This is a genomic window from Trichlorobacter sp. (assembly GCF_030247655.1).
GTDB lineage: Bacteria > Desulfobacterota > Desulfuromonadia > Geobacterales > Pseudopelobacteraceae > Trichlorobacter.
The window spans coordinates 12,702-35,703 of record NZ_JAOTRZ010000006.1 but is presented as its reverse complement, the minus strand read 5'-3'; the positions used below and the strand labels follow the sequence as shown (position 1 = coordinate 35,703).

10 protein-coding genes are annotated in these 23,002 nt (G+C 54.3%); 1 reads left to right on the top strand and 9 read right to left on the bottom strand.

All coding sequences use genetic code 11. The features are described from left to right. Positions 1 to 120 precede the first annotated feature (120 nt). The 8 genes from OEL57_RS01090 to OEL57_RS01055 form a co-directional block, all read right to left on the bottom strand. Positions 121 to 2,379 (bottom strand): InlB B-repeat-containing protein, encoded by a 2,259-nt coding sequence (locus tag OEL57_RS01090; protein WP_300735939.1) that lies wholly within the window; start codon positions 2,377 to 2,379, stop codon positions 121 to 123. Positions 2,380 to 2,832: 453 nt separating this feature from the next. Continuing rightward, complete coding sequence (locus tag OEL57_RS01085) at positions 2,833 to 5,979, bottom strand: LamG-like jellyroll fold domain-containing protein (protein WP_300735937.1); 3,147 nt, start codon at positions 5,977 to 5,979, stop codon at positions 2,833 to 2,835. Between the two features lie 203 nt (positions 5,980 to 6,182). Beyond that, positions 6,183 to 6,809: a response regulator transcription factor gene (locus OEL57_RS01080; RefSeq protein ID WP_300735936.1), complete on the bottom strand. Its 627-nt coding sequence runs from the start codon at positions 6,807 to 6,809 to the stop codon at positions 6,183 to 6,185. Beyond that, on the bottom strand, positions 6,806 to 8,782 hold the full coding sequence (locus tag OEL57_RS01075) for a 7TM diverse intracellular signaling domain-containing protein (protein WP_300735934.1): 1,977 nt from the start codon (positions 8,780 to 8,782) through the stop codon (positions 6,806 to 6,808). Before OEL57_RS01075 ends, OEL57_RS01080 begins: the two co-directional genes overlap by 4 nt. 110 nt (positions 8,783 to 8,892) lie before the next feature. After that, on the bottom strand, positions 8,893 to 11,181 hold the full coding sequence (locus OEL57_RS01070) for a LamG-like jellyroll fold domain-containing protein (protein ID WP_300735931.1): 2,289 nt from the start codon (positions 11,179 to 11,181) through the stop codon (positions 8,893 to 8,895). A gap of 127 nt (positions 11,182 to 11,308) precedes the next feature. After that, positions 11,309 to 15,250, bottom strand: a complete 3,942-nt coding sequence (locus OEL57_RS01065; RefSeq protein WP_300735929.1) for a LamG-like jellyroll fold domain-containing protein — start codon at positions 15,248 to 15,250, stop codon at positions 11,309 to 11,311. Between the two features lie 160 nt (positions 15,251 to 15,410). Continuing rightward, positions 15,411 to 20,294, bottom strand: a complete 4,884-nt coding sequence (locus OEL57_RS01060; protein WP_300735927.1) for a LamG-like jellyroll fold domain-containing protein — start codon at positions 20,292 to 20,294, stop codon at positions 15,411 to 15,413. A gap of 36 nt (positions 20,295 to 20,330) precedes the next feature. Beyond that, on the bottom strand, positions 20,331 to 20,762 hold the full coding sequence (locus OEL57_RS01055; protein WP_300735925.1) for a response regulator: 432 nt from the start codon (positions 20,760 to 20,762) through the stop codon (positions 20,331 to 20,333). Positions 20,763 to 20,970: 208 nt separating this feature from the next. Here OEL57_RS01055 and OEL57_RS01050 point away from each other — a divergent pair, with 208 nt between their 5' ends. Next, positions 20,971 to 22,257: a penicillin-binding transpeptidase domain-containing protein gene (locus OEL57_RS01050; protein ID WP_300735923.1), complete on the top strand. Its 1,287-nt coding sequence runs from the start codon at positions 20,971 to 20,973 to the stop codon at positions 22,255 to 22,257. Here OEL57_RS01050 and OEL57_RS01045 read toward each other — a convergent pair. After that, positions 22,241 to 22,957, bottom strand: coding sequence for a UDP-2,3-diacylglucosamine diphosphatase (locus OEL57_RS01045; RefSeq protein ID WP_300735920.1), 717 nt, complete (start codon positions 22,955 to 22,957; stop codon positions 22,241 to 22,243). The genes OEL57_RS01050 and OEL57_RS01045 overlap by 17 nt on opposite strands. Positions 22,958 to 23,002: the final 45 nt, after the last annotated feature.

The following is a 23,002-nucleotide window of genomic DNA, read 5'->3' as shown; positions in this document are numbered from 1 at the left end:
CATCCCCCCCTACGTATATTCAAGACCATCAAACAGTATCAGACAAAGCAGCCGATTATTTACGCCAAACATTAAAAAAACACAATATATCACTGCAAATCACTATTGATCCTCATCCGGCTACCGCACCACCAGCCGGTCAACCGTCAGGCCGCCGCTACTGATGATCAGAGTGCCATCCAGGGTGGTAGAGCCGGTACGGCTGAGATAATCGTCTGCATAGCCGCCCTTCAAGGTAAAATAGGTTCCCTGGTCAAGACTTAAATTTTCAATAAAAGTCAAGGCCTTGGCTTCTATAGTGCCTGTATTGGTGACGGCACTATAGGCGCTTTGCAACGTACCAAAAGCTGTGCTGCCGATTCGTGCCTTTGGATCAAGGAGAAAGGTGACATTGGCGATTGCGGGTGACGTCATTGCACGTCCACAGGAAGTCTCACCAATTGGGCACGGGCCAAAAAAACCCCAGCTGCTAAATGTAAACCCCGCTTCAGGGGTTGCCGTCAGGGTTACCAATGTTCCGTACGGGTACAATTCATCACAGTCATCTCCGCAGTTGATGCCTGCCGGATTGCTTGTGATCGTGCCATTGCCCGTTTTGGAAACCGAAAGACCAACCTGGGTGATGTGGGCCCAACAGCTGGCCGTAGAACCGCCTGGCGATCCATTGCAGCTCCAGACCCACTTACCATCGTTATAACCTACAACTGTGGGGGTTCCGGTCAGACAGAGATTTTGAGTCGGGGCCGTATCAAATGTTTTCCCCTGGCTGCTGCCACAGGCTCCGTTAACAATCAGGCCAAACGCAGCTGTGACACCACGATTATAACCTGAGAACGTTACCGTGCAGGTGCCGGTGGTACAACCTTCCGCGCTCTCCCATCCGCTAAAGTAAGAACCGCTGGAAGGGGAAGCGGACAAGATTACAGATGTATAGTTGTTAAAGGTATGTGAGCATTTCGTGCCGCAGTTGATGCCGGATGGTGAGCTGGTTACCGTTCCAGCTCCCTGTCCTGATTTTGAAACCGAGAGCGTCAGCTGAGGTTGCGTTGCAGAACAAATAGAAGGGGACGCTGTCGAAGTGGTTGTCGTGGCCAGAGAAGCACCAGGCTCTACTGCAGATGAATCAACCGTCAGAGTTAACGAAGAGAGCGTCCCCGCTGCGGTGTTCTGCGGCACTGTTGCGGTTTCACCAATGCTATAACACCCATTCAAACCGCCATCCTGTTCAAGCTTCATCACCCAGAGATCAAAGGTCTGCACCCCCAGAGAGGCTGTAGCACCCGCAATAATGTAGTCGCCGTCGGATGTCTGCTGAACCGCATTGACTAAATCGCCGGCTGCTCCGCCATAGGTCTTTTGCCACACGGCACTGCCGTTTTCACTCAGCTTCAGCACCCAGGCATCCCCGTTGCCGGCGCCGGAAGATCCTGTTGATCCGGCAACAATATAGCCACCATCTGCTGTCTGCCAGACTGAAGAAAAACTGTCTCCCCCTGACCCGCCCCAGGCTTTCTGCCAACTTTCTGTGCCATTATCCGCCAGCTTCAACAGCCAGCCATCAAGACCACCCGCGCCAAATGAGGTAGTAACGCCAGCCACAATATACCCCTGGTCGGCTGTTTGCCGGATAGCAGTAGCATTTTCAAAACCGGTTCCACCATATGTTTTCTGCCATTCCAGTGCCCCGTTCTCATCCAGTTTAAGTATCATGGCATCAGTGTTGCCAGCGCCAAAACAGTATGTAACGCCGGCAACAATATAACCGCCGTCTGTTGTCTGCTGAATGGCAATAGCCTCATCGCCGTCAGTGGTTCCCCCATAGGTTTTCTGCCACTCAATGGTGCCGTTTAAAGCCAGTTTCAGTACCCAGGCATCACCGTTACTTTCAAAAGAGTTTGTGAAGCCTGCCACAATATAGCCGCCATCAGTGGTCTGCTGGATAGCATTGGCTGAATCATACCCTTCGCCGCCATAGGTTTTCTGCCACTCTACGTTGCCAGAGGCATCAAGCTTCAGCACCCAGGCATCTCCATTGCTATTTGCGCCATAGGAATTTGTATAACCTGCCACAATATAGCCGCCATCAGCGGTCTGCTGGATGGCACTGGCTGAATCGGACCCTTCGCCGCCATAGGTTTTCTGCCACACCACCTCGCTAGAGGCATTAAGCTTCAGTACCCAGACATCCTGCGCAGTTGTGCCGAATGAAGAGGTGTTTCCGGCAACAATAAAGCCACCGTCGGCTGTTTGTTGGACAGAGGCAGCAGAGTCACTATTATTGCCGCCCAACAGTAATGACCATGAGCCGCACTGAGCCGTGGCGTACCCTGTCAGAATCAAAATCGTTACTGCCAGACATACAACAAGATGCCTTTTCATACCATCCTCCTTACCAAACATGGCCGTCCACCGGCAACGAACTCCGGTTAAACGGCCATTTTGCCTGATTGTCTCCTGCGGTAAACTGCTTACCCTGACAATAGAATGAACAATTTGTTGATTAAAACACAAAACTCCAACAATGCAACCAAACCACCTGGATTTATTTCTATTAACCCACTACCCGTTTACCTGCAGGCGGCTGTTCCTGATAGTCACAACGCCATCAGCATCTGTGCGGTTGACCGCAAATCTCTTGCTCCGCTACTGGATGAATTAAAACGTAGATTCTGGCCTGAGGCAGACGACTCGTTTCAAGCTCAAACAGACGTTCCCTAACATAAAGACAGGCCGATCCGATCAGGAGCGGCCTGTGCAATATCCCACCAGCAATTGAAGGTGGAGTCGGCTTGCGGAGTGGCTGTCAGATTAACGCCCCTGCCGCAGCGGTCTTCAATCAGGGATGGGGCCACGTATTATCAACTGATCCACCACCAGCCTACCGCTGCTGATTGTCAGCCTGCCGTTCAGTGTCGTACTGCCGCTGTGACTGCCAAAACCGGCCACATACCCGCCTTGCAGGGTGACGCTCAGGTCACGATCAAGAGTCAGATCCTCCATAAAAGTCAATCCCAGCGCCTTGATGAGATCACCGGGGTGTGCCGCTGCATAGGCGTGGTGCAGGGTGCCATAGGGGGTTGTCAAAGCGCCAAGCCGGACATAATCGTTTACAAAAAAACTGGCGCTTGCCGTATGGCTGGCAAACATGCTGAGTGAACAGGAGGTATCAGTGCCGCTGCAATCACCGCCCCAGCCGCCAAAACCGGACCCGTTTTCAGGAATGGCGGTCAGCCTGAGCGAAGTACTATCGGGATAGCTTGCCATACCGGTATTGTCTGACCAGCTTAAGGTGCCGGGAGAGACATTGGTCGTTACTGTGCCGCTGCCAGTTTTCGTGACGCTAAGTGGCCATGCAATCCCTGGGACCGCATGGTAATTCTCCAGAACTTCGGTGGCTGTCAGAGCGCGATTAAACAGTTGCACTTCATCGACAGATCCCCAGAATATTGCACCGCCCGGGGTTTCATTGGCCCATTTGGCGATCTCCAGCGGGCCGTTATTATCCAGATTCACGCCAGTGTCATCCATGGCAACATCTTCAACACCATCAACGTACAGGCGGTATTTTCGAGGTGAGGCGCCTGCAGGGTCTCTGGTTACGGCGATATGATGCCATGCATCATCGGCAACCGACTTTGAAGAGGTAAGCGTAACACTGGCGGAAATTTCAAAGATTGCCTTGTTTCCGGAAACCCCCAGTGAATACCAGGCAGTGGCACCGGAAGCGGGACGTTTTGTCAGAACCCGTGTCCATGTAACGACATCTGATGCCTTAACCCAAACAGCCAGGGAAAATTCATCCACCCCGAAGCGTAGTTTCTGATTATCAGGTACGGTGATATATTCAGTCGGATTGCCGGTAAAAAAGAATGCCTGACCGATTTTGCCGGGAGTGTAATATGGATACAAACCAACCGTACCGTTAAGACCACCCACCGCATCAAGGGCGTTTCCTTCACCCTTCCACCAACTGACAAGCCCGGTATAGGTAAATTTGGAGGAACTGCTGGCGACACTGGTGCCGCCGGGGGTGGTTACGCTGATATCAACGACGCTGGCAACTGTACCAGCAGGAGCAATCGCGGTAATCTGGGTATCGGAGACAATGGTAAAACCGGTGGCGGTCGTAGCACCAAATTTCACTGTACTGGCATTGGCCAGGTTAGCCCCGGAGATCAGCACCTGGCTTCCTCCGCTTGCCTGACCTCTGGCTGGAGAAATGCCGGTAACGGTAGGAACAACTGCCAGACCTGCAGAGCCGGCATTGTAAATATTTAGAACCTCTGCAGCGGTGATGGAACGATTGAAGATCTGCGCCTCATCCATCAGGCCGGAGTAGATGCCGCCATAGGATTCCGTAGACCATCTACCCAACTCAAGCGGGGCACTGTTGTCCAGATTCAGCCCGCCATCAGCCAGAGAGGTATTTTCAATCCCGTCGATATACAGGCGGTATTTGCGTGACGAGGTGCCGACCGGATCTCTGCTGACAACAATGTGATGCCATAGACCGTCATTCACGGCGGCAACGGACGACATGCTGATGTAGGGTGATATTTCAAAAAAAACCTTGCCGTTATGAAGAGCCAGCGAGTACCAGTTTCCTGTTCCCCGTTTCGTGACAAGCCGACGGTAGCTGCCGCTGTCGCTGGACTTGATCCAGGTGGCGATGGCAAAATCACTTGTGCCGAAGTTGAGGGAGGCGCTGTTCGGCGCATCAATATATGTGGTTGTTACGCCATTGAAACTGAAGGCCTGGCCAACCTTTCCGGATGCAAAGACAAAACTGGAGGCGCTATGAAGTGTAGCATTATTTGTCCCGCGTGTATCAAGGGCATTACCCTCGGCCCGCCACCAACTGACCAGCCCTGACGGCGGCGCAATGGGAGCAGCCCATTGCGCATACAGCGTGATTGGCGCGGCAATGCTTAAGGTTGCGCCGGGCTGATAGGTGGTACCTCTGTCATCGTCTGCCGTGTTCCAGCCGTTAAAGATATAACCGGTCTTTGCCAATGCGCCACTGTTATCCAGAACCGTGACGGTGGCGTTCAGGGCATAGCCGGTGCTGTCAACCGGTACGCTGCCGCTGCTGTTGCCATTACCGTTGTAGGTAACTGACAGCGCTGCGCCAGTGGCGCTCAACGGAACATTCACACTCAAGCCACCTGAAGTAACCGTCAGGTTGGCGTTCTTGCTGGCGATGGTTGTTGGTTTGACACTGACCAGCACGGTGCAACCTGCACCGGCTGCCAGAGTGAGCGAAGTAAGGCTGCTGCAGGGGTTTGTTCCGCCAGTGGCAAGGGTAAACTGCCCTGAATCCGTTCCGCTCAGGGCGATTGAGGTAACAGAAAGCGAACTTGTGCCGCTGTTTTTTAAGGAAAATGAATGGCTGGATGATGTAGAACCGACAGGCACACTTCCAAAATCAGCAGTTCCTGAAACAACCAAAGAATCCAATAACCAATACTGTCCGGCACGAACGGGCCAGACGTAGTAGAGGTCGCCCTTACTGTTGTTGTACACGTAGCCGACGTCCATGTACACGAACCAGGCGTAGCCTGTGTAGCTTGCGTCGGTACTGGAAGACCAGTAAGCGAGATCCAGAACGTTGTTAAACCCAGCGGCATTGAGGGTGTCATAGCGATAGCTGTCCGGTGCAGCAACCAAGGTCTGCAGCTCGTCAATGGTTGGCAGATGCCAGTCACCTACCACCGAACTGTCGTTCAAACTACACAGGCCGGAAGCCAGGTTGTTGCTCCAGGTCTGTGCATCAGCCCAGTTAAGAGTTCCACCAGCATTCGTAATACCTCCGGCGGTATCAGTACAGTTGGCATTTTTCAACCAGCGCAGACTGTTGGCCGTATCCAGCATGGTGCCGTCATTCAGGTCTATAAAACGATCCAGTGACCAGGCCTGACCACTGCACAACAGCAGCATTGAGAGCAGCATCACCACTAAAAGTTTTATCTGTCGCACCATACCATCCTCCCGGCTTAAACTGAAAAAACCAAATTCCAAATCTGATTATTTGTCTAGGCTGACAGGATTTTCCTGCCCTGCCCGCTTTACGAACGACATGCTTATCCTACTATACTGTAAAAAATCGGTTTGTCTGTCCGGGGAATCCCGGACAAGGCAAAAACAAGAGGCATCGGTTGGTGGGAGGTGAACGGGAGGTTTTGTTATCGGTGATTTTTTATGGCGAACCGTCTAAGGTCTTTCATCCCCTCCAGGTTCAGTTTAGTGATGATCCGTGCAAAGTAGGTCTCAATAGTGCGACCGCTGATGCCGAAGGCAGCGGCCATATCCGGGTTGGTATCGCCCTGGCCCAGCATGCCCAGCAGTTGCTGTTCCCGCTCACTAAGCAGCACTTCCGGCCGCGTGAAAGACCGGCTGTCTGCCATGGCCTGTGCAATGCGGGGGCTCAGGTACGGTCTGCCTGCCAGTAATTCTGTCACTGCCAGCAGCAGCAGTTCTTCCGGTTCCCGCTTGGAGACGTAGCCCAGGGCACCTGTGTCACGGGCCTTCTGGATCGTATCGGCATCCTCGTGCATGGAATAAATCAGCACGCCTATGTCAAGGGCACAAATATCCTGAATAAGATCAAGCCCGCTCTCATCCCCCAGAGAAAGATCCAACAGGGCGATCTCTGCACCTGATCCACCGATCTGTTGAAAGGTATCTGCAACGTTGCCGGCCTCACCGCAGATGGTGTGCGCCTCCTGGGTAAGCAGCAACGTCAACCCTTTCCGCACCGCCGGGTGGTCATCAATCAAAAAAATGTTGCCGGCTTGCACGTTATCCGTCATGGGACACAGCCCTCCGTTGTCTGCAGGTCACAGGGGATGCTGCAGCTGACCAGAGTTCCCCCGCCTGCTGCATCAGTCACCGTCAGGTTGCCGTTGATCAGCCTGGCGCGATGCTGCATGATCCCCATCCCCAGACCGCCGTTGGTCCGCTTGGCCTGGTCTCTGCCAACGCCATCATCCTGAACCGTCAGGGTCAACTGCCCCTGGTTCCGGCAGGCAAGCTCCACAACAATCCGGCGGGCCTTGGCATGCTTGACGGCATTGGTCAGCGCCTCTTGAGCGATACGGTAGAGCTGGGTCACCCCTTTGTTTGTGCAGACCTGGCAGCCACGCTGCTGCCTGAACTCAATCAGGACGCCACTTGTCTCGGCCATACGACGGGTCAGCTCCTCCAGCGAAGGGCTGAGTGCGTTGCTGTCATGCTCCACCGGCCAGAGCCCGCGGGAGAGATCATAGGCATGGTTAACCGATTCCTCCAGCAGCGACGACACCTCTGCCACTTCCGGTTGCTGGCGGTCTGCATCGGACAGCTTGCGTCTGAGGGATGAAAAATGCAGCCGGGTGCCGGTCAAAAGCTGACAGAGTCCGTCATGCAGTTGATGGCTGATGCTGCGGCGTTCTTCCTCGCTGATATTGACGATCTCCCGCTCCAGCCGGGTCCGCTCTGCCATTTCATCTTCCAGATTCCGGTTTTTGATGGACAGCTCAGCGGAAAGCTGCTCTACGGCGACAAAGGCCCTGGAAAAGCGGATCGAGAGGGCGATTGCCTGAAAAAGGATAAAGACAAACATGCCGATATGGATCAGATAGACCGAACGTATCAACTGCAGATCATACAGCATATCATTGACACCAGCCGCCCCCATCACAACAAAACCGGCCAGAATCAGTGACGCAGCCTCCCTGTTGCTGCGCATGGCACGAAACAGCATAACCAGACAATACAGGATCATCACCATGGAAAACAGGTAGAGCGCCGGGATCAGACGGGTGAACGCCAGGGTGGGCAGCAGCAGCCCCAATGCGGTGTACAGCAGGGCCACAGCCAGGGTAAGCTGCTGCAGACGGCGGGAAAATTCAGCGGGATACAGGGTACGGAAGAAGCTGTAGCCAACCGGCAGCGACAGCACAAAGCAGAGCAGGTCAAAACGATTGACAAGCACAGCCGGATACTGGACCACCAGCAGGTTCACGGCCCAGTCCGTTGCGTTTGAGGCAACAGAACTGCCAGCCCACAACAGGCTGTAGATCCCGAAATAAAGCGGGGCGCGGTCCTTTTTTCTGATGCAGTACAGACCGCAGTGATAGAGCCCCATCACCAGCAGACTGCCGACACATAACAGGGCCAGTGCCCACTGCTTCAGCTGCGCTGTTGCCAGCTTTTCAGCATCCCCCAGCCTGATCGGGGCGCGCAGCCCGCCGGAGCGGTAATGGTAATTGGAGACCTGCAGCAGCAGCTCAACCGGTTGGCCATCAAGCAGTAAACGGGGTTGCTGGACAGATTGAGCAGGGACTTCTTCTGAAACAGATTTCCCGACCAGACCGTTTTCAACCAGCAGGGCGCCGTTTACCCAGAGCCGGTAGGCAGAGTAGATCTCTCCAAGCTGAAGCCGTAACTCCTGCCTGGCCGTGCCGGGCAGAATCCGCAAACGGAAGGTGGCATATCCCGCTGCCTCCAGTTTTTCCCCCTTAATTGGCAGGTCATCCCAGGCAGCGGGAACCGTCAGGTAGGCAGCTGCCGTGGCAGCATGCCCTTCCTGAAAATCCTGTGGGGTCAAGAGCTGCTTCCAGTAAAACTCCCACTCCCCGTCCAGGCGAATCGGATCTGATTTTTGTAGATCAGTTGCGGAAAGGTCAATCACCCCCTGGTGGGCACGGGGCGCTGTATCATTGCTGGTGCTGCACCCGCTACAGAGGCAGAGCGTTGTCAGCAGGGTGAACAGCAGTATCAGGGTCAAGGCACGGTGGGTCATGATTATGGCACTATAGGCAATGCCCTCTGGCTATTCAAACAGAATCGTTTCTCTGCAGGGGCATCCCGGTTGCGATGCCCCTGCAGACTATCCCAAGCCCGTTCAAAAATTCACGGTGATACCACTACCCCGTTCACCTGCAGGCTGCCGCCTTGGATGGTTAGCGTCCCTTTCACCGTAACACTGTCCACCTTTGCCGTTCCTCCGTTCACGGTCAGGTTGCCGTTCAGGGTGGTGGGCAGGCTGTCCTTGGTACTGAATGCCAGATTGTAACCGCCGCTCAGAATGATATCCCTGACAAGCGAGAAGGCACCGTCAAACTGGCCGCCATAGGCCCGAATCTCATGCCCGGCTGATGCAACGGCAATCGCCTCGGCCAAGGTGGTGTAGGAGTTGCCGGTGCTCTGGTTTTTGGCCTGGTACTGCAGGGTGTACGTGAACAAGTCTGCGCTGCTGGTGGCGCTGGTGCCGCCAGGTGTGGTGACGGTCAGATCCACCGTCTGTCCGACCACACCGGCTGGTGAGGTGGCGGTTGCCTGGGTATCGGAAACCTCAGATAAACCGGCTGCATCCGTTGCGTCAAATTTGACGGCAGTAGCCCCGGTCAGGTTGCTGCCGGTGATGGTGACGGCGGTGCCGCCAGAAGCAAAGCCGCTTGAGGGGGTGACAGAGCTAATAGTGGGGGGTATCGCCAGACCGATGCTGCCAGCATTGTAGATGCTTATAATCTCGCTGGCTGTCAGGGAACGGTTGAACAGTTGGATTTCGTCGATCAGACCGGAGTAAATACTTCCGTTATCAATTTCTGTGCCCCATTTACCGAACTCCAAAGGGCCACTATTGTCAAGAGACAAGCCGCTGTCGGGCATGGTTGTGTTTTCAACACCGTCAATATACAGGTGATACTTCCGAGGAGAGGTCGTGGTAGGGTCTCTGGTTACGCCTATATGGTGCCACTTTCCATCGTTAAGCGAGGGAGATGTAGAATGCATCGAAACACCGGAAGCAATTTCAAATTGCACATAACCTGCAATAAACAGGGAATACCAATAGGAGGAACCAGTGGCAGCGCGCTTGGTTACAATGCGTTGCCAGTTGTGGTTGTCGGTTGTCTTGATCCAGACCGCTATGGAAAACTCATGTATCCCAAAATTCAGTTTTACATTGTCAGGCACGGCAATGGATGCGGTCGAACCGTTCAAACTAAACGCCTGCCCAACCTTGCCGGATAAGTAGGCCATGCCCGTAGACGGCGTCCCGGTCAGACCGCCAGCGATGTCAATGCCATTGCCTTCCCCCCGCCACCAACTGACCAGCCCCGATGGCGGTGAAACGGGGGTTACCCATCTGGCATAGAGGGTGGTGATCCCCGCATAGCTAAACGTCGTACCGGCAGCATAGTCTGTACCGCTGCCGTCATCGGCTGTGTTCCAACACTTAAATAGATAACCGTTCTTTATCAATGCACCGCTGTTGTCCAAAACGGTAACTGTTGCACCGTTTGCATACGCTGTGCTGTCACTCGGCACGCTTCCGGCGTTGTTGCCATTACCGTTGTAGGTAACAGACCTAACAGCGATGGTAGTCAGCGGGGCCTCAACATAAGGAGGATATCCCGCCGCCGTGATACTCAGGGTGGCACTTTTACTGCCAATGGATGTCGGCTTGGCGGTAACAGTCACCGTGCAGACCGTCCCGGCAGCAAGGGTTGGTGCAAGGCTGGCACAGGGATGGCCACCCCCGGTGGCCAGAACAAACTGATCGGCATCAGCACCTGCCAGCGAAATTGCAGACAAAGGCAGCGATACTGTACCTCTGTTTTTCAGGGTGAATATCTGACTACGGGAAGTTTTACCAACAACCAGGGTGCCAAAACCACCGGTCGTTACCGCCATGAAAAAATTATTCGCATTAGCCGACCAATACTGTCCGCCACGAACGGGCCAGCCATAGTAAAGGTAATTCTGAAATTCTATATCTGTGGTGTAGTCGCTTATGTCGACGTACCAAAAATAACCACTATCCGTTTGCCTGGTATTTGACCAATACCTGTCTGATTGGACGTTAACAAACCCGTAGGTATTAAGACCATCCGCATAGTATCCACGGAAAACATTTAACTCAGTACTGTTTGGAAGATGCCAGTCACCGGCAATCGAACCATCATTCAAACCACATGAAGTTGCAGCCAGTGAATTTGAATATATCTCCAGATTAGGTCTATTCTGCTTGCCAAAACAGTTGGCGTTTTTCAGCCAGCGCAAGTTGCTGTTCGTATCAAATACGGTGCCGTCGCTCAGATCAACAAAGCGCCATTCCGTACCTTCCGACCAAGCAGGGGTATTGGTTAAACACAGCGCCATAAGCAGCATTACTGCCATCAGAGTAAATTGTCTCATCCAGAAACCGCCCTTCATGATGTTACGTAGAAGTCAAAGAGCGTTCTTTATAGAAAGAACGCTCCAATCGATTAAAGCACAAAACTCCAGTAATGCAACAAAACCACTTGAATTTATTTTATTTTTACTACTTCACCACTACCCCGCTTACCTGCAAGCTGCCGCCCTTGATGGTCAGCGTCCCTTTAACCGTGACGCTATCCACCTTTGCCGTACCACCGTTCACCGTCAGGCTGCCGTTCAGGGTGGTGGGCAGGCTGTCCTTTGCGCTGAATGCCAGATTGTAACCGCCGCTCAGAATGATATCCCTGACCAGCGAAAAGGCACCATCGAACTGGCCGCCATAGGCCCGGATCTCATGCCCGGCTGATGCGACGGCAATCGCCTCGGCCAGGGTGGTGTAGGAGCTGCCGCTGCTCTGGTCCTTGGCCTGGTACTGCAGGGTGTAAGTGAACTGGTCGTCTGGGCTGGTAACGCTGGTGCCGCCAGGGGTGGTGACAGTTAGATCCACCGTCTGACCGACCACACCGGCTGGTGAGGTGGCGGTTGCCTGGGTGTCGGAAGTAACAGAAAAGCTGGCGGCATCCGTTGCGCCAAAGTTGACGGCAGTAGCCCCGCTCAGGCCGGTACCGGTGATGGTGACAGCGGTGCCGCCATCGGCAAAACCGCTGGCTGGAGAGATATTGGTGACGGTTGGGACAAGTGCCAGCCCGGCTGGCCCGGCATTGTAGACACCTTGGATTTCTGCGGCGCTCAGGGAACGGTTAAAGATCTGCACCTCATCCATCAGCCCGGAGTAGATGGTGCCGCCGCTTGTTTCGGTGGACCACCTGCCCAGCTCGATCAGGGCGCTGTTATCCAGACTCAAGCCGCTATCTATCATGGAGCTGTTCTCAACCCCATCGACGTAGAGCCGGTATTTGCGGGGCGAAGCGCCTGCCGGGTCTCTGCTGACGGCAATATGGTGCCATTTCCCGTCATTTACGGCAACACTGGACGACATGCTGACGTTGGCGGCTATTTCAAAGGTTACTGCACCGGCAACAGGGCCGTTAAGTGTCAGTGAATACCAGTTACCGCTGGTTCCACGCTTGGTGACCAGACGCTTCCAGGTATATGCAACGGAGGGGAGCGTTGTCTTGATCCAGGTGGCGACGGCAAAGTCACCCATGCCGAAGTTGAGGGAGGCGCTGTCCGGCGCATCAACATATTCGGTTGTGGCACCGCTAAAGCTGAAGGCCTGGCCAACCTTGCCGAGTGCAAAGGCAAAGTTGGTGGCGCTATGGAGTGTGGCGTTGTTTGTTCCACGCGTATCCAGACCATTTCCTTCCCCTCGCCACCAGGAGACCAGCCCAGATGGTGGCGCAATGGGGGCAATCCACCTGGCATACAGCGTGGTTGGCGCGGCAATGCTAAAGCTTGCGCCGGGCTGATAGGTAGTGCCACTGCCATCGGCTGCCGTGTTCCAGCCATTAAAGGCGTAGCCGCTCTTTGCCAGTGCGCCGCTGTTATCCAGAACCGTGGCTGTGGCACTCAGGGCATAGCCGGTGCTGTCAACCGGTACAGTGCCGCTGCTGTTGCCATTGCCGTTATAGGTGACTGACAGCGCTGCGCCAGTGGCGGTCAACGGGACGTTCAGACTCAATCCACCTACAGTAGCGGTCAGGTTGGCGCTTTTGCTACCGATGATTGTCGGTTTGGCGCTGACCAGCACGGTACAGCTTGCGCCGCCAGCCAGGCTGAGCGAGGTGAGGCTGCCGCAGGGGTTGGCTCCTCCTGTAGCCACTGCAAACTGGCTGGCATCAGTGCCACTCAGGGTAACGGAACTGATCAACTGTGAGCTTGCCGAGCTATTTTTCAAGGTAAATGAATGGCCGGATGATGTAGAACCGACAGGCACACTCCCAAAATCAGCAGTTCCTGAAACAATCAAAGCATCCAATGACCAGTACTGTCCGCCTCGAACGGGCCAAACATAGCTAGCATTGAACGTGCCGTCGACATACGAGTTGCCGTCGGTCAATTTTACGTCCCAGGCAACATTTGAGATATCTATGTAGGGACTGGAGGACCAATACCAGTAAGCCTGAACATCAGCAAAGCCTGCTGCATTGAGTGTGTCATAACGGTGGTTGTCCGGGGGCGCAACCAGGGTTTGCAGCTCGTCAATGGTTGGCAGGTGCCAGTCACCTGCCAACGATCCATCCGTCAGGCTGCATGCAGGCGCAGGCGCTGCCAGACCGGCTGCTGTGGAGATAGCCGCATCCCATTTCTGTTTCCCCAAACAACTGGCATTCTTCAGCCAGCGCAGGCTGCTGCTGGTATCCAGCATGGTGCCGTCGTTCAGGTCAATAAAACGGGGCAAAGCCCAACCGGCGCTGCCGGCATTGTAGATGTTTGCTATGTCCGAGGCGGACAGGGCGCTGTTGAACCAGCCAACTTCATCAAGCTGCCCGTTGAAGTTGGCGCCGGAATAGCCGGCTGCAATCTGGGGATTGTTGCCCAAATACAAGGTGCCGTTGCTGTCACCAACATCATTATTGGCAGGTGTACTGGCACTTAGCGCCCCATTGATATAGATCTTCATATTTGCGCCATCATAGGTTGCGGCTACGTGGGTCCAGACGCCGGTTTGCAGGGCAGCGGTTGAGGTGACACCGGAACCTGCGGTTGTGCCAAACAGATGGTAAAAAACCTTTCCGTCGGCGTTGATGTTGATCTGCTTATGTTCTGCCGCATTGGTCCACTTACTGACCACATAGTACGCTTTACCGGCAGGCGGCAGCGTGGTGAGCTTGACCCAGAAGGAGACCGAATGGGTGCCGTAGATATTCAGGAATGAAGAGGAAGGTACGCTGACATACTGGGCTGTGGCGTTGTCAAAATTGAAGGCTTGCCCCACCAATCCGGGGACATAGGTAGCGCCACCCTGTAATGTGCCGTTATTTCTCCCCTGGGTGTCGGTAGCGTTGCCTTCTCCCCGCCACCAACTGACCAGCCCGTTTGGCGGAGCCGTGGGCACAGACCACTTGGCATATAAAACAACTGGCGCGGCATAGCTGAAGGTTGCGCCGGGCTGGTAGCTGGTGCCGCTGCCATCGGCTGCCGTGTTCCAGCCGTTAAAGATGTAGCCGCTTTTTGCCAACCCGCCGCCGTTAGCAAGTACGGTAACGGTTGCATCGGAAAGATATCCCTGGCTATCAGTTGGTACAACGCCTGAGGTGCTACCGTTATCGTTGTAAGTAACAGCGGCAACAGCCGTAACGCTCAGTGCGGCATCCGTACTAGCGCCATTTACGGTAACGGTTAGATTGGCGTTCTTGCTGCCTGCGCTCGTAGGTTTGGCGCTGACCAGCACAGTACAGCTTGCACCGCCAGTCAGGGTGAAGGACGTGAGGCTGCTACAGGGGGTTGTTCCACCGGTGGCAAGGGTAAACTGTCCGGCATCGCTACCGTTCAGGCTGATTGAGGTAACAGACAGTTGGTTTGTACCGCTGTTTTTCAGCGTAAACGGATGGCCGGATGACGTAAGGCCGACAATCTGGCTACCAAAATCAACCGCACCCCAAACAACCAAAGGATCTAATGCCCAATACTGTCCGCCACGAACGGGCCACACGGAACTAAGAGATGTCTTTAACGTATTGGTGATACTGCCGTCGTTCATGTAAAGAACCTGACCATAGGCTGCACCATAGACACTCTCACTGGAAGACCAGTACGTGGCAGCCTGGACATTGCTAAATCCTGCTGCATTGAGGGAGGCAGCAAAATATCCGGCGTTCGTGAACGTACGCAGTTCATCAAGGGTTGGCAGGCGCCAGTCTCCTGAGATTGAGCCATCCGTTAATCCACAGGAAGGTGATGACAGATTGGAAGCAGATGACATGGCAGTAGCCAGGTTCTGTAGATTGAAACAGTTGGCATTCTGCAGCCAGCGCAGGCTGCTGCTGGTGTCCAGTACGGTCCCGTCGTTCAGATCCACAAAGCGGGGTAGCGCCCAGGCTTGGCTGTTGCAGAACAGCAGCATGGAAAGCAGCAGCACCAGCATCAGTTTAAATTGTTTCATACCTAAACTCCCTGAAGAATGTGTAATCCCATAAATCTGAACACGGTAGTCCAGCCGCAAAAGAACGCAAGGAAACAAAAGAAAAGCAGTCAGTTAGCACTTTCAGTCCTTTGCGATCTTTGCGCCCTCTGCGGTGAAACCTTTTCCAGGTTTCTATCCCCTACTGCACTGTTACCCCGTTCACCTGCAGGCTGCCGCCCTTGATGGTCAAGACACCTTTCACCGTGACGCTATCAACCTTTGCCGTTCCTCCGCTCAACGTCAGGCTGCCGTTCAGGGTAGTGGGCAGGCTGCCCTTAACGCTAAACAGGTCATCATAACCACCGTACAGGTTAAGCGATGTCGCCAGAGTAATGGCGCCATCAAACTGGCCGCCATAGGCCCGGATATCCTCAGCAATTGATGTTGATTCAGCAGTGATCGCCTCGGCCAGGGTGGTGTAGGAGTTGCCGGTAGTCTGGTTTTTGGCCTGGTACTGCAGGGTGTAAGTGAACTGATCCGCACTGTTGGTGGCGCTGGTGCCGCCGGGGGTGGTGACGGTGACATCTACGGTCTGGCCGATTACACCGGCTGGAGAGGTGGCGGTTGCCTGGATGTCGGAGGTGACAGAAAATCCGGTGGCATCCGTTGCGCCGAAGTTGACGGCAGTAGCCCCGCTCAGGCCGGTTCCGGTAATGGTGACACTGGTTCCGCCAGATGCAAAGCCGCTGGATGGAGAGATGTTGGTGACGGTTGGCGTTAATGCCAGCCCGGCGCTGCCGGCATTGTAGATACCATGGATTTCTGCGGCGGTCAGGGAACGGTTAAAGATCTGCACCTCATCCATCAGGCCGGCGTAGGTGCCACCATGGGACTCCGTATACCATTTACCCAACTCAAGTGGGGCACTGTTATCCAGGTTCAGGCCGCTGTCGGCCAGAGACGTGTTCTCAACACCGTCGATGTACAGGTGGTATTTGCGGGGAGAAGTACCGGCCTGATCCCTGCTGACCACGATATGATGCCACTTACCATCGGCAACAGTGGTGGAAGAGGTACAATTAACCCCAGCGGCAATTTCAAAGAAGGCCTTGCCACCGTTAAGAGCTAAAGAGTACCAGGTACCACCGGTACGTTTGGTAACAAGCCGCCGGTAGCTGTCGTTGTCGTTGGACTTGATCCAGGTGGCGATGGCAAAGCCACCCGTGCCGAAGTTGAGTGAAGCACTGCTGGGCGCATCAAGGTATTCAGAGATCGCACCGCTGAAGCTGAAGGCCTGACCAACCTTGCCGGATGCAAAGCTAAAGTTGGTGGTACTATGGAGCGTGGCGTTGTTTGTTCCCAGAACATCCAGCCCGTTTCCCTCACCTCGCCACCAGGAGACCAGCCCTGACGGCGGCGCAACCGGGGCAGCCCACTGGGCGTAGAGGGTGCTGCTGGCAGCCATGACAAAGGTTGCGCCAGGCTGGTAGCTGGTGCCGCTGCCGTCAGCAGCAGTGTTCCAACCGTTAAAGACATAACCGTTTTTTGCCAGTGCGCCGCTATTACCCAAAACCGTTGCTGTGGCGTTCAGGGCATAGCCGGTAGTGTCAACCGGCACCGTGCCGCTGCTGTTGCCATTGCCGTTGTAGGTGACATACTGTGCGGTATCAACCAGACGCAGTACTTTGTAGGTATCAGGAGAAAAAGGAGCGTATGCCACATACGGGGTGCCATCCGGGCTAAAGGTAACAGCAACAGTCCTGGAGTTATTCAATCTAGACATATTATCCGGTAAATCCAGATCTGCCAGCGACACCCAACTACTGCCGCTCAATTTCTTTACATATACTTTTTCCGGCCAAATACCATCGCTTCCGGCAATAACCGGAGTACCATCGGGAGCAATGGCTATGGAAGTGCCCCCCCCACGTCCGCTCGTGGTACCATCGGAACCCATATCGAACCAGTTACTGCCATTAAATTTGTAGATTTTACTTGGTGATCCTGCAGCCACCCAGAGTGTTCCGTCAGGAGCAAAGGCAAATGCAGTAATATCAGCAGACAACTCCCCCACGGTGACCCAGTCGCTGCCGTCAAACCTCAGAATTTTTTGGTTACCTGCCAGATAGAGACTGCCATCCGGGGCAAAAGCAATGAAGTTATAAGGATACTTCCCTGGATTCTGCAATAGCGACTGCGTGCCGACATCAACCCAGTTTGTACCATCAAATCTGCGCACCAGATCCAAATCTATACCACCAAACTCATGAGGAACTACCTTTGCCCCCACGTATAATTCTCCGTTGGGAGCAAAGGCGACGCTCCCACTAAAAATATCTTCCGTGGTTAACTGTTTTTTATTCCATCCCTTGCCCCCGCCGTAAGAGATAAATGATTGCACTGAGCGAGCATCTATGATGGACAGTGTTCCATCCGGAGCGAATACAGGAGTGACAGTACCGATATACCCTGTCCATGTTAACAAATTAAACTTATTTAGATGATATGCATTGTTGCCGACAATTCGATCTACTTGTTGGTGAGTCTTAGAATAAACCGTATTTGAATCATCCTTATTATACGCCACGTAGAGGGCGCCGTCCGGAGCGAAGCTGATGCCGCCAACACTGGGGAACTGATACTCGGCTTGGTACGTTGAAACTACCCATACAGGAAGGGCAAAGCTCTTTGCTGCATTGGTTGTAAAATTGACGGCTACCGGTGTCGGCTGAATCATGCTGTTGTCTGCTATGAAACAGATTGTGTACTGCGTATTACCTGACAGGTTTCTGACCGTGTAGTGACCGGGAGTGCTTCCGATAAGTGAGAGCGAGCCACGTCTGTAGGCCGTATTGTTGGCGGAGTCAAGGCCGGCCTTCACCTGATTAGCGCTGCCGCAGGGGACGTTGCTGCCGGCGAGCAGGGTAAACCAGCCGATGCTGTCATAGCTGGCCTGGAAGGTAAGGGTAGCCTGGTTGGCCCCCAGATTGGATAGTGTCGGAGCTGTGAGGGGTGGCGCTACAGCAGGGATTATGGTGATAGATTGAGTCCCCCGTACCGCGGCATGATCCGTAGTTTCAGGAAAATCGACCGCAATAGTGCAGGTACCTTCTTTATCAGCTTTGATCACTGCGTAATCCGTAATTTTATGAAGAGACATACTAACGTACTCAAAGGGGGAACCAGTAAAGGGGGTATCGATTGTGTATGAACTTGTTATGGTACAGGTTTCCGGGGTCAGTGAGCTGTAGGTTGCAGGAAGGTGTAACAATGCGTCATCAAGCGAAGAATGTGCGCTGACAACGCCGGTTCCCCCAATAAAAATGACAGGGGCTGCAGTAAAGATAGCGTTCTGGGCATGCTTGCCGTAGGTAAACAGATCGGCGCTGCTGGTGGCGCTGGTACCGTTGTAGGTTGTAACCGTAACATCTACCACATCACCAGTTGCCGCCGTAGGAGCCACGGCGGTGATCTGGCTGTCTGAGTTGACGACAAAACTTATGGCATTTTTGCTGCCAAACATCACACGCAATGCATTGCTAAAACCGACACCGGTTATGGTTACGTTTGTATTGACATCAGCAAGGCCGCTGGATGGAGAGATGGAGGTGAGCACCGGCGGGACAGGAGGGTTTGCAAAACGCATTACGGTAATTTTATTGCCAAATTGAAGGTCCCTAAAGGCCACAGTGGGAGTGCCATCAGGAGCAAATGCCAGGGATGTGTATCTAGCTTTCATGATCCCGGCGTCCCCGACCGTAATCCAACTGCCGCCGGTATATTTCATTACACCGCTTTGGGGGCCGCTACCTGCATATGCCAGATAGGGGGCGCCATCAGGTGCGAATGCCAGGGAGAAATCCCAGCCTGCTACAGGTGTAAATCCGGCGCTTCCCACCAGATCCCAGCTGCTGCCGTTAAACTTCATCACCGTGGCTTTACTAGCGTTTGCTGCATCCGGATAGACCAGATAGGGGGTGCCGTCAGGAGCAAAGGCCAACGGGAACGCAATCCCCCCTTCGGGGAAATATGGAAACGCCGGGTTTCCCACCAGCTCCCAACTATCGCTGTTTAACCTTTTTACACCGATTGTCATACCAGAAGCTTCACCTGGGACATAGTTGAGATACGAGATATATGGAACTCCGGCCGGGCTGAATTTCAGTGAAAATACGAGAGCCGCTCTTGTCGCATCTGAAAATGCAATCCCACCCACGGGAGTCCAACTGCTGCCGTCATATCTCATTACCCTGGTAATGTTACTTTCAAATTCAGTAAAAGCAGTATATGGGGTCCCGTCCGGGGCAATCGCCAAAGCCATAAAATCCATGGTACCAGATGAAAACCCGGCATCTCCCACAGGAGCCCAGTCGTTGCCGTCAAATTTCTTTACGGTGGCTTTCATGCCGTTTACGGAATCTTCATACGCAATATAGGGGGTTCCATTCGGAGCAAAAACCAGAGACATGGGATAATCACTCGTGAAAAATCCCGGACTCCCCACGGTAACCCAGCCAGCGCCATCCCACTTCAGCACCGTACCGGATGTATTGTACGAATACGCCAGATACGGTGTGCCATCCGGTGCATAAGCAAGTGCATGATAGTCGCTACTGCTTGTAAAACCGGGATTACCCAGCAGCCCCCATACCGGATTGCTGTAGGTTGCGGCGGCAACTGTGGTCAGATTTGCCGTCGCCGGGGTCGACTGCAGGGATGTGCCGTCATCGGCGGTAAAGCAGGCGGTGTAATTTGTCGTCTGGATCAGGTTAGCTATGGTGTAGCTGCCGGAGGAATTGGCAGAAAGCTTTAAAGATCCACGTCGAAAAGCCGGACTGCCGTTGCTGTCAAGGCCGTCTTTCACCTGCGCGCCGGTGCCGCACGCTGTGCTACTTCCGGGCAGCAGCGTAATATAGCCGGTGCCGTTTTCACTGGCCTGCACGGTCAGGGTGACCTGGTTGGCCCCAAGGTTGCTGGTGGCCGGAACTGTAAGCGCAGGGATGCCCGCCTGTGCCGGAACAGTAATCAAGCTTACAAAGAATACAGCCAGCAGCACCAACATCAGTTTCAATTGTCGCACCATACCATCCTCCCCGGCTTTAACTTAAAAATGCAAAAATCAGATCTGATCGTTTTTAGCGGCTGACAAGGTCCGGTTTGCCAGACTCTGGGCAGCCCGTGGGCTGATGTGACGCTTCCCGCTCAGCAGGTCTGTTACAGCGGCAAGCAGGGCCTCATCAGGCTCACATTTGGTTACATAACCGGTGGCGCCAGCGGCAAAGGCCCCGGAAATACTCTCTGCATCTTCCAGCATGGAGTAAACCAGCACACTGATACCGTGTTGGCGTGCCGCCGGTATCAGCTCAAGCCCGTTTTCTGCGCCCAGCACAAGATCAAGCAGCACCAGATCAGCGCCGGACTCCGCCAGCTGTTTCTGCGCCTCGGCGCTGCAGCCAGCTTCGCCGCAGATGACGTGGTGGGACTCCTGCAGCAACAGCTGCAGCCCCTGTCGGACCGCAGGATGGTTATCAATCAGAAATAGGCGTGCCACATGGTTCTCCTGCTCTGTCTGGTTTAGGAAGGGTCGTATCTTCCTATACAGGAGGCACACCGGTTTGTCTGTCCGGGGAATCCCGGACAAAGGCAAAAATATGGCGGGGTGATTGGCGAGGGAGGCGATGCCAATCGTATCGGGAGAACCCTCAAATAGCACCTGACACGGATTGACACCACCCCTACGATTAGCCTATAGTTTTTAAATGCAAGATTTCAAACATCTGATCCGACCCCAAAAGACGTTTTTCCAGCGTTACTGGAAAAATCTGGCCCTCTGTACTGCCCTTGCCCTGCTGATAATCCCTCTAACGGTTGTAGCGGTTCGTAAAGGCGCTCAGGCGATTTCCTACTGGCAAGGTTTTAGAGCAAAAACAGAACTGAAACCGCAACCGGTTTCACTGGGAGATGATCTGTTTGCCACCGCCAGCGGCCTGCTTCCTGCTGCCGTTAGCTCGGGAGAGACCCTGACCGACACCGCCCCCTACGGCACGTCGCTCCGGCTTTCAATCAAGCCGGAACTGCAACAACGGCTACAGAGGTTTCTTGCCGCAACCCGTCCCAACTACGCGGTTTTTGTTGCCATAGAACCAACCACCGGCAGGGTGTTATCCCTTACGGGTTATTCAGCTGTTGACCCGAATTGGCAACAACAGGCCGCCTATCAGGTCTACCCGATGGCCTCACTGTTCAAGATGGTAACGGCTGCATCTGCCTTGGAAAACAACAAGATAAACCCGGCCAGCGTGCTGGAATTCCGGGGGCGTCTGGTCTCTGAAACCCCCAAGAATTGGGACCCATCCCCCAGAGGCCGCAACAACAAGATGGATGTAACTGAGGCGATGGGAAAGTCAGTCAACCCGGTTTACGGCATGATCGCCAGTGATCTGCTTGGCAAAGAGCAGCTCAAACAGACCTGTGACCGCTTCGGTTTTAACCGCAGCCTGTTATTGCCCGGCGTTCCGGCGGCTCCCAGCCCGGCTCCCGCCGTTGCAACCACCCACGATCTGCGTCTACAGGGCTGCGGTCTGGATCACGGCCTGCAGGTTTCTCCGATACATGCTGCAGCCATTACCGCTGCCATTGCCAACCGTGGCACCATGATGGCACCCCGGCTGGTTGATCAGGCGACCCGTAACGGTAAGGAGCTGAAGGTACCGGCCAGCCGCGAGGTGACAAAGGTTATCAGCCCGGAGACTGCCGACAGCCTGACTCGCATGTTACTGACCACAGTCACCAGCGGCACATCTCGCAAGGCGTTTCACACCTATGAAGGACGCAGGCTGACCAGCGATATGAAGATCGCGGCCAAGACCGGTTCCATTGATGGCGACAACCCCAAGGGGCACTATTCCTGGTTTGCCGCCTATGCACCGGCAGATCAACCGCAAATTGCATTGGTGGCACTGGTGATTAACGGTGATAAGTGGAAGATCAAGGCCTCACAGCTGGGTGAACAGGCCTTGGCAGAGTTTTTCAGGCAGGGTAAGTAAGCAGACGGAAGCTGCCATCAAGCAGCTCGGCATAGGAGTAGTGGGAGATCCAGTCACCCAGGGAAACCAGGGTAAAGTCCTGCTGTTGGTCGATAAACGGCTGATGGAAATGTCCCAGCACCAGGGCATCAGCCCCTTCTGTACGAATTGATGCAGCATAGCTGCGAATCATGCTACTATAATCCCAGCGTTTCCGATTTCCGCTGTAGCGCCCCTTGCTGGAACGCTGCAGCCTGCTGCGCAACCCCTGCACCGCTTTTGCCGGGAGCATACGACCGATCTGCAGGGTTACACGGCTACGCAGGGTTCGATAGAGCAGACGATAGCGCCAGTCAGCCTTGTTGATCAGATCACCATGACAGAGAAAGACCTGCTTGCCCTGTAGCTCAAGCAGCACCGGTCCGGGGTGAATCTCGGCCCCCAGCCGTGCAGCCAGATCAGCGCCAAGCTGGAAGTCGTGATTGCCTTCCAGCCAGATCAGCCGGGTACCGGCTGCATGCAACTGCTCCAGGACTTCCAGCAACGGCTCCTGTTCATCAAAAGCCAGCGCAGGCAGACCAACCCGAAAATCAAACAGATCACCCAGGATGCAGAGCGTGTCCGCGGTACCCTGCAGAGACTGAATGAAACGCAGCAGCAGACGGTAGTTGGCATCATCAGGGTGATGCAGATGGGCGTCGGCAAGAAAGATAGTACGCATAGTGGGCAGATTGTGCCGTTGCCGGGGCCGACTGTCAACAGCTAG

What these genes read in the sequence shown, in the direction of transcription:
- OEL57_RS01090 (WP_300735939.1), bottom strand. Translation starts at nt 2,379, where the DNA reads ATGAAAAGGCATCTTGTTGTATGTCTGGCAGTAACGATTTTGATTCTG.
- OEL57_RS01085 (WP_300735937.1), bottom strand. Translation starts at nt 5,979, where the DNA reads ATGGTGCGACAGATAAAACTTTTAGTGGTGATGCTGCTCTCAATGCTG.
- OEL57_RS01080 (WP_300735936.1), bottom strand. Translation starts at nt 6,809, where the DNA reads ATGACGGATAACGTGCAAGCCGGCAACATTTTTTTGATTGATGACCAC.
- OEL57_RS01075 (WP_300735934.1), bottom strand. Translation starts at nt 8,782, where the DNA reads ATGACCCACCGTGCCTTGACCCTGATACTGCTGTTCACCCTGCTGACA.
- OEL57_RS01070 (WP_300735931.1), bottom strand. Translation starts at nt 11,181, where the DNA reads ATGAGACAATTTACTCTGATGGCAGTAATGCTGCTTATGGCGCTGTGT.
- OEL57_RS01065 (WP_300735929.1), bottom strand. Translation starts at nt 15,250, where the DNA reads ATGAAACAATTTAAACTGATGCTGGTGCTGCTGCTTTCCATGCTGCTG.
- OEL57_RS01060 (WP_300735927.1), bottom strand. Translation starts at nt 20,294, where the DNA reads ATGGTGCGACAATTGAAACTGATGTTGGTGCTGCTGGCTGTATTCTTT.
- OEL57_RS01050 (WP_300735923.1), top strand. Translation starts at nt 20,971, where the DNA reads ATGCAAGATTTCAAACATCTGATCCGACCCCAAAAGACGTTTTTCCAG.
- OEL57_RS01045 (WP_300735920.1), bottom strand. Translation starts at nt 22,957, where the DNA reads ATGCGTACTATCTTTCTTGCCGACGCCCATCTGCATCACCCTGATGAT.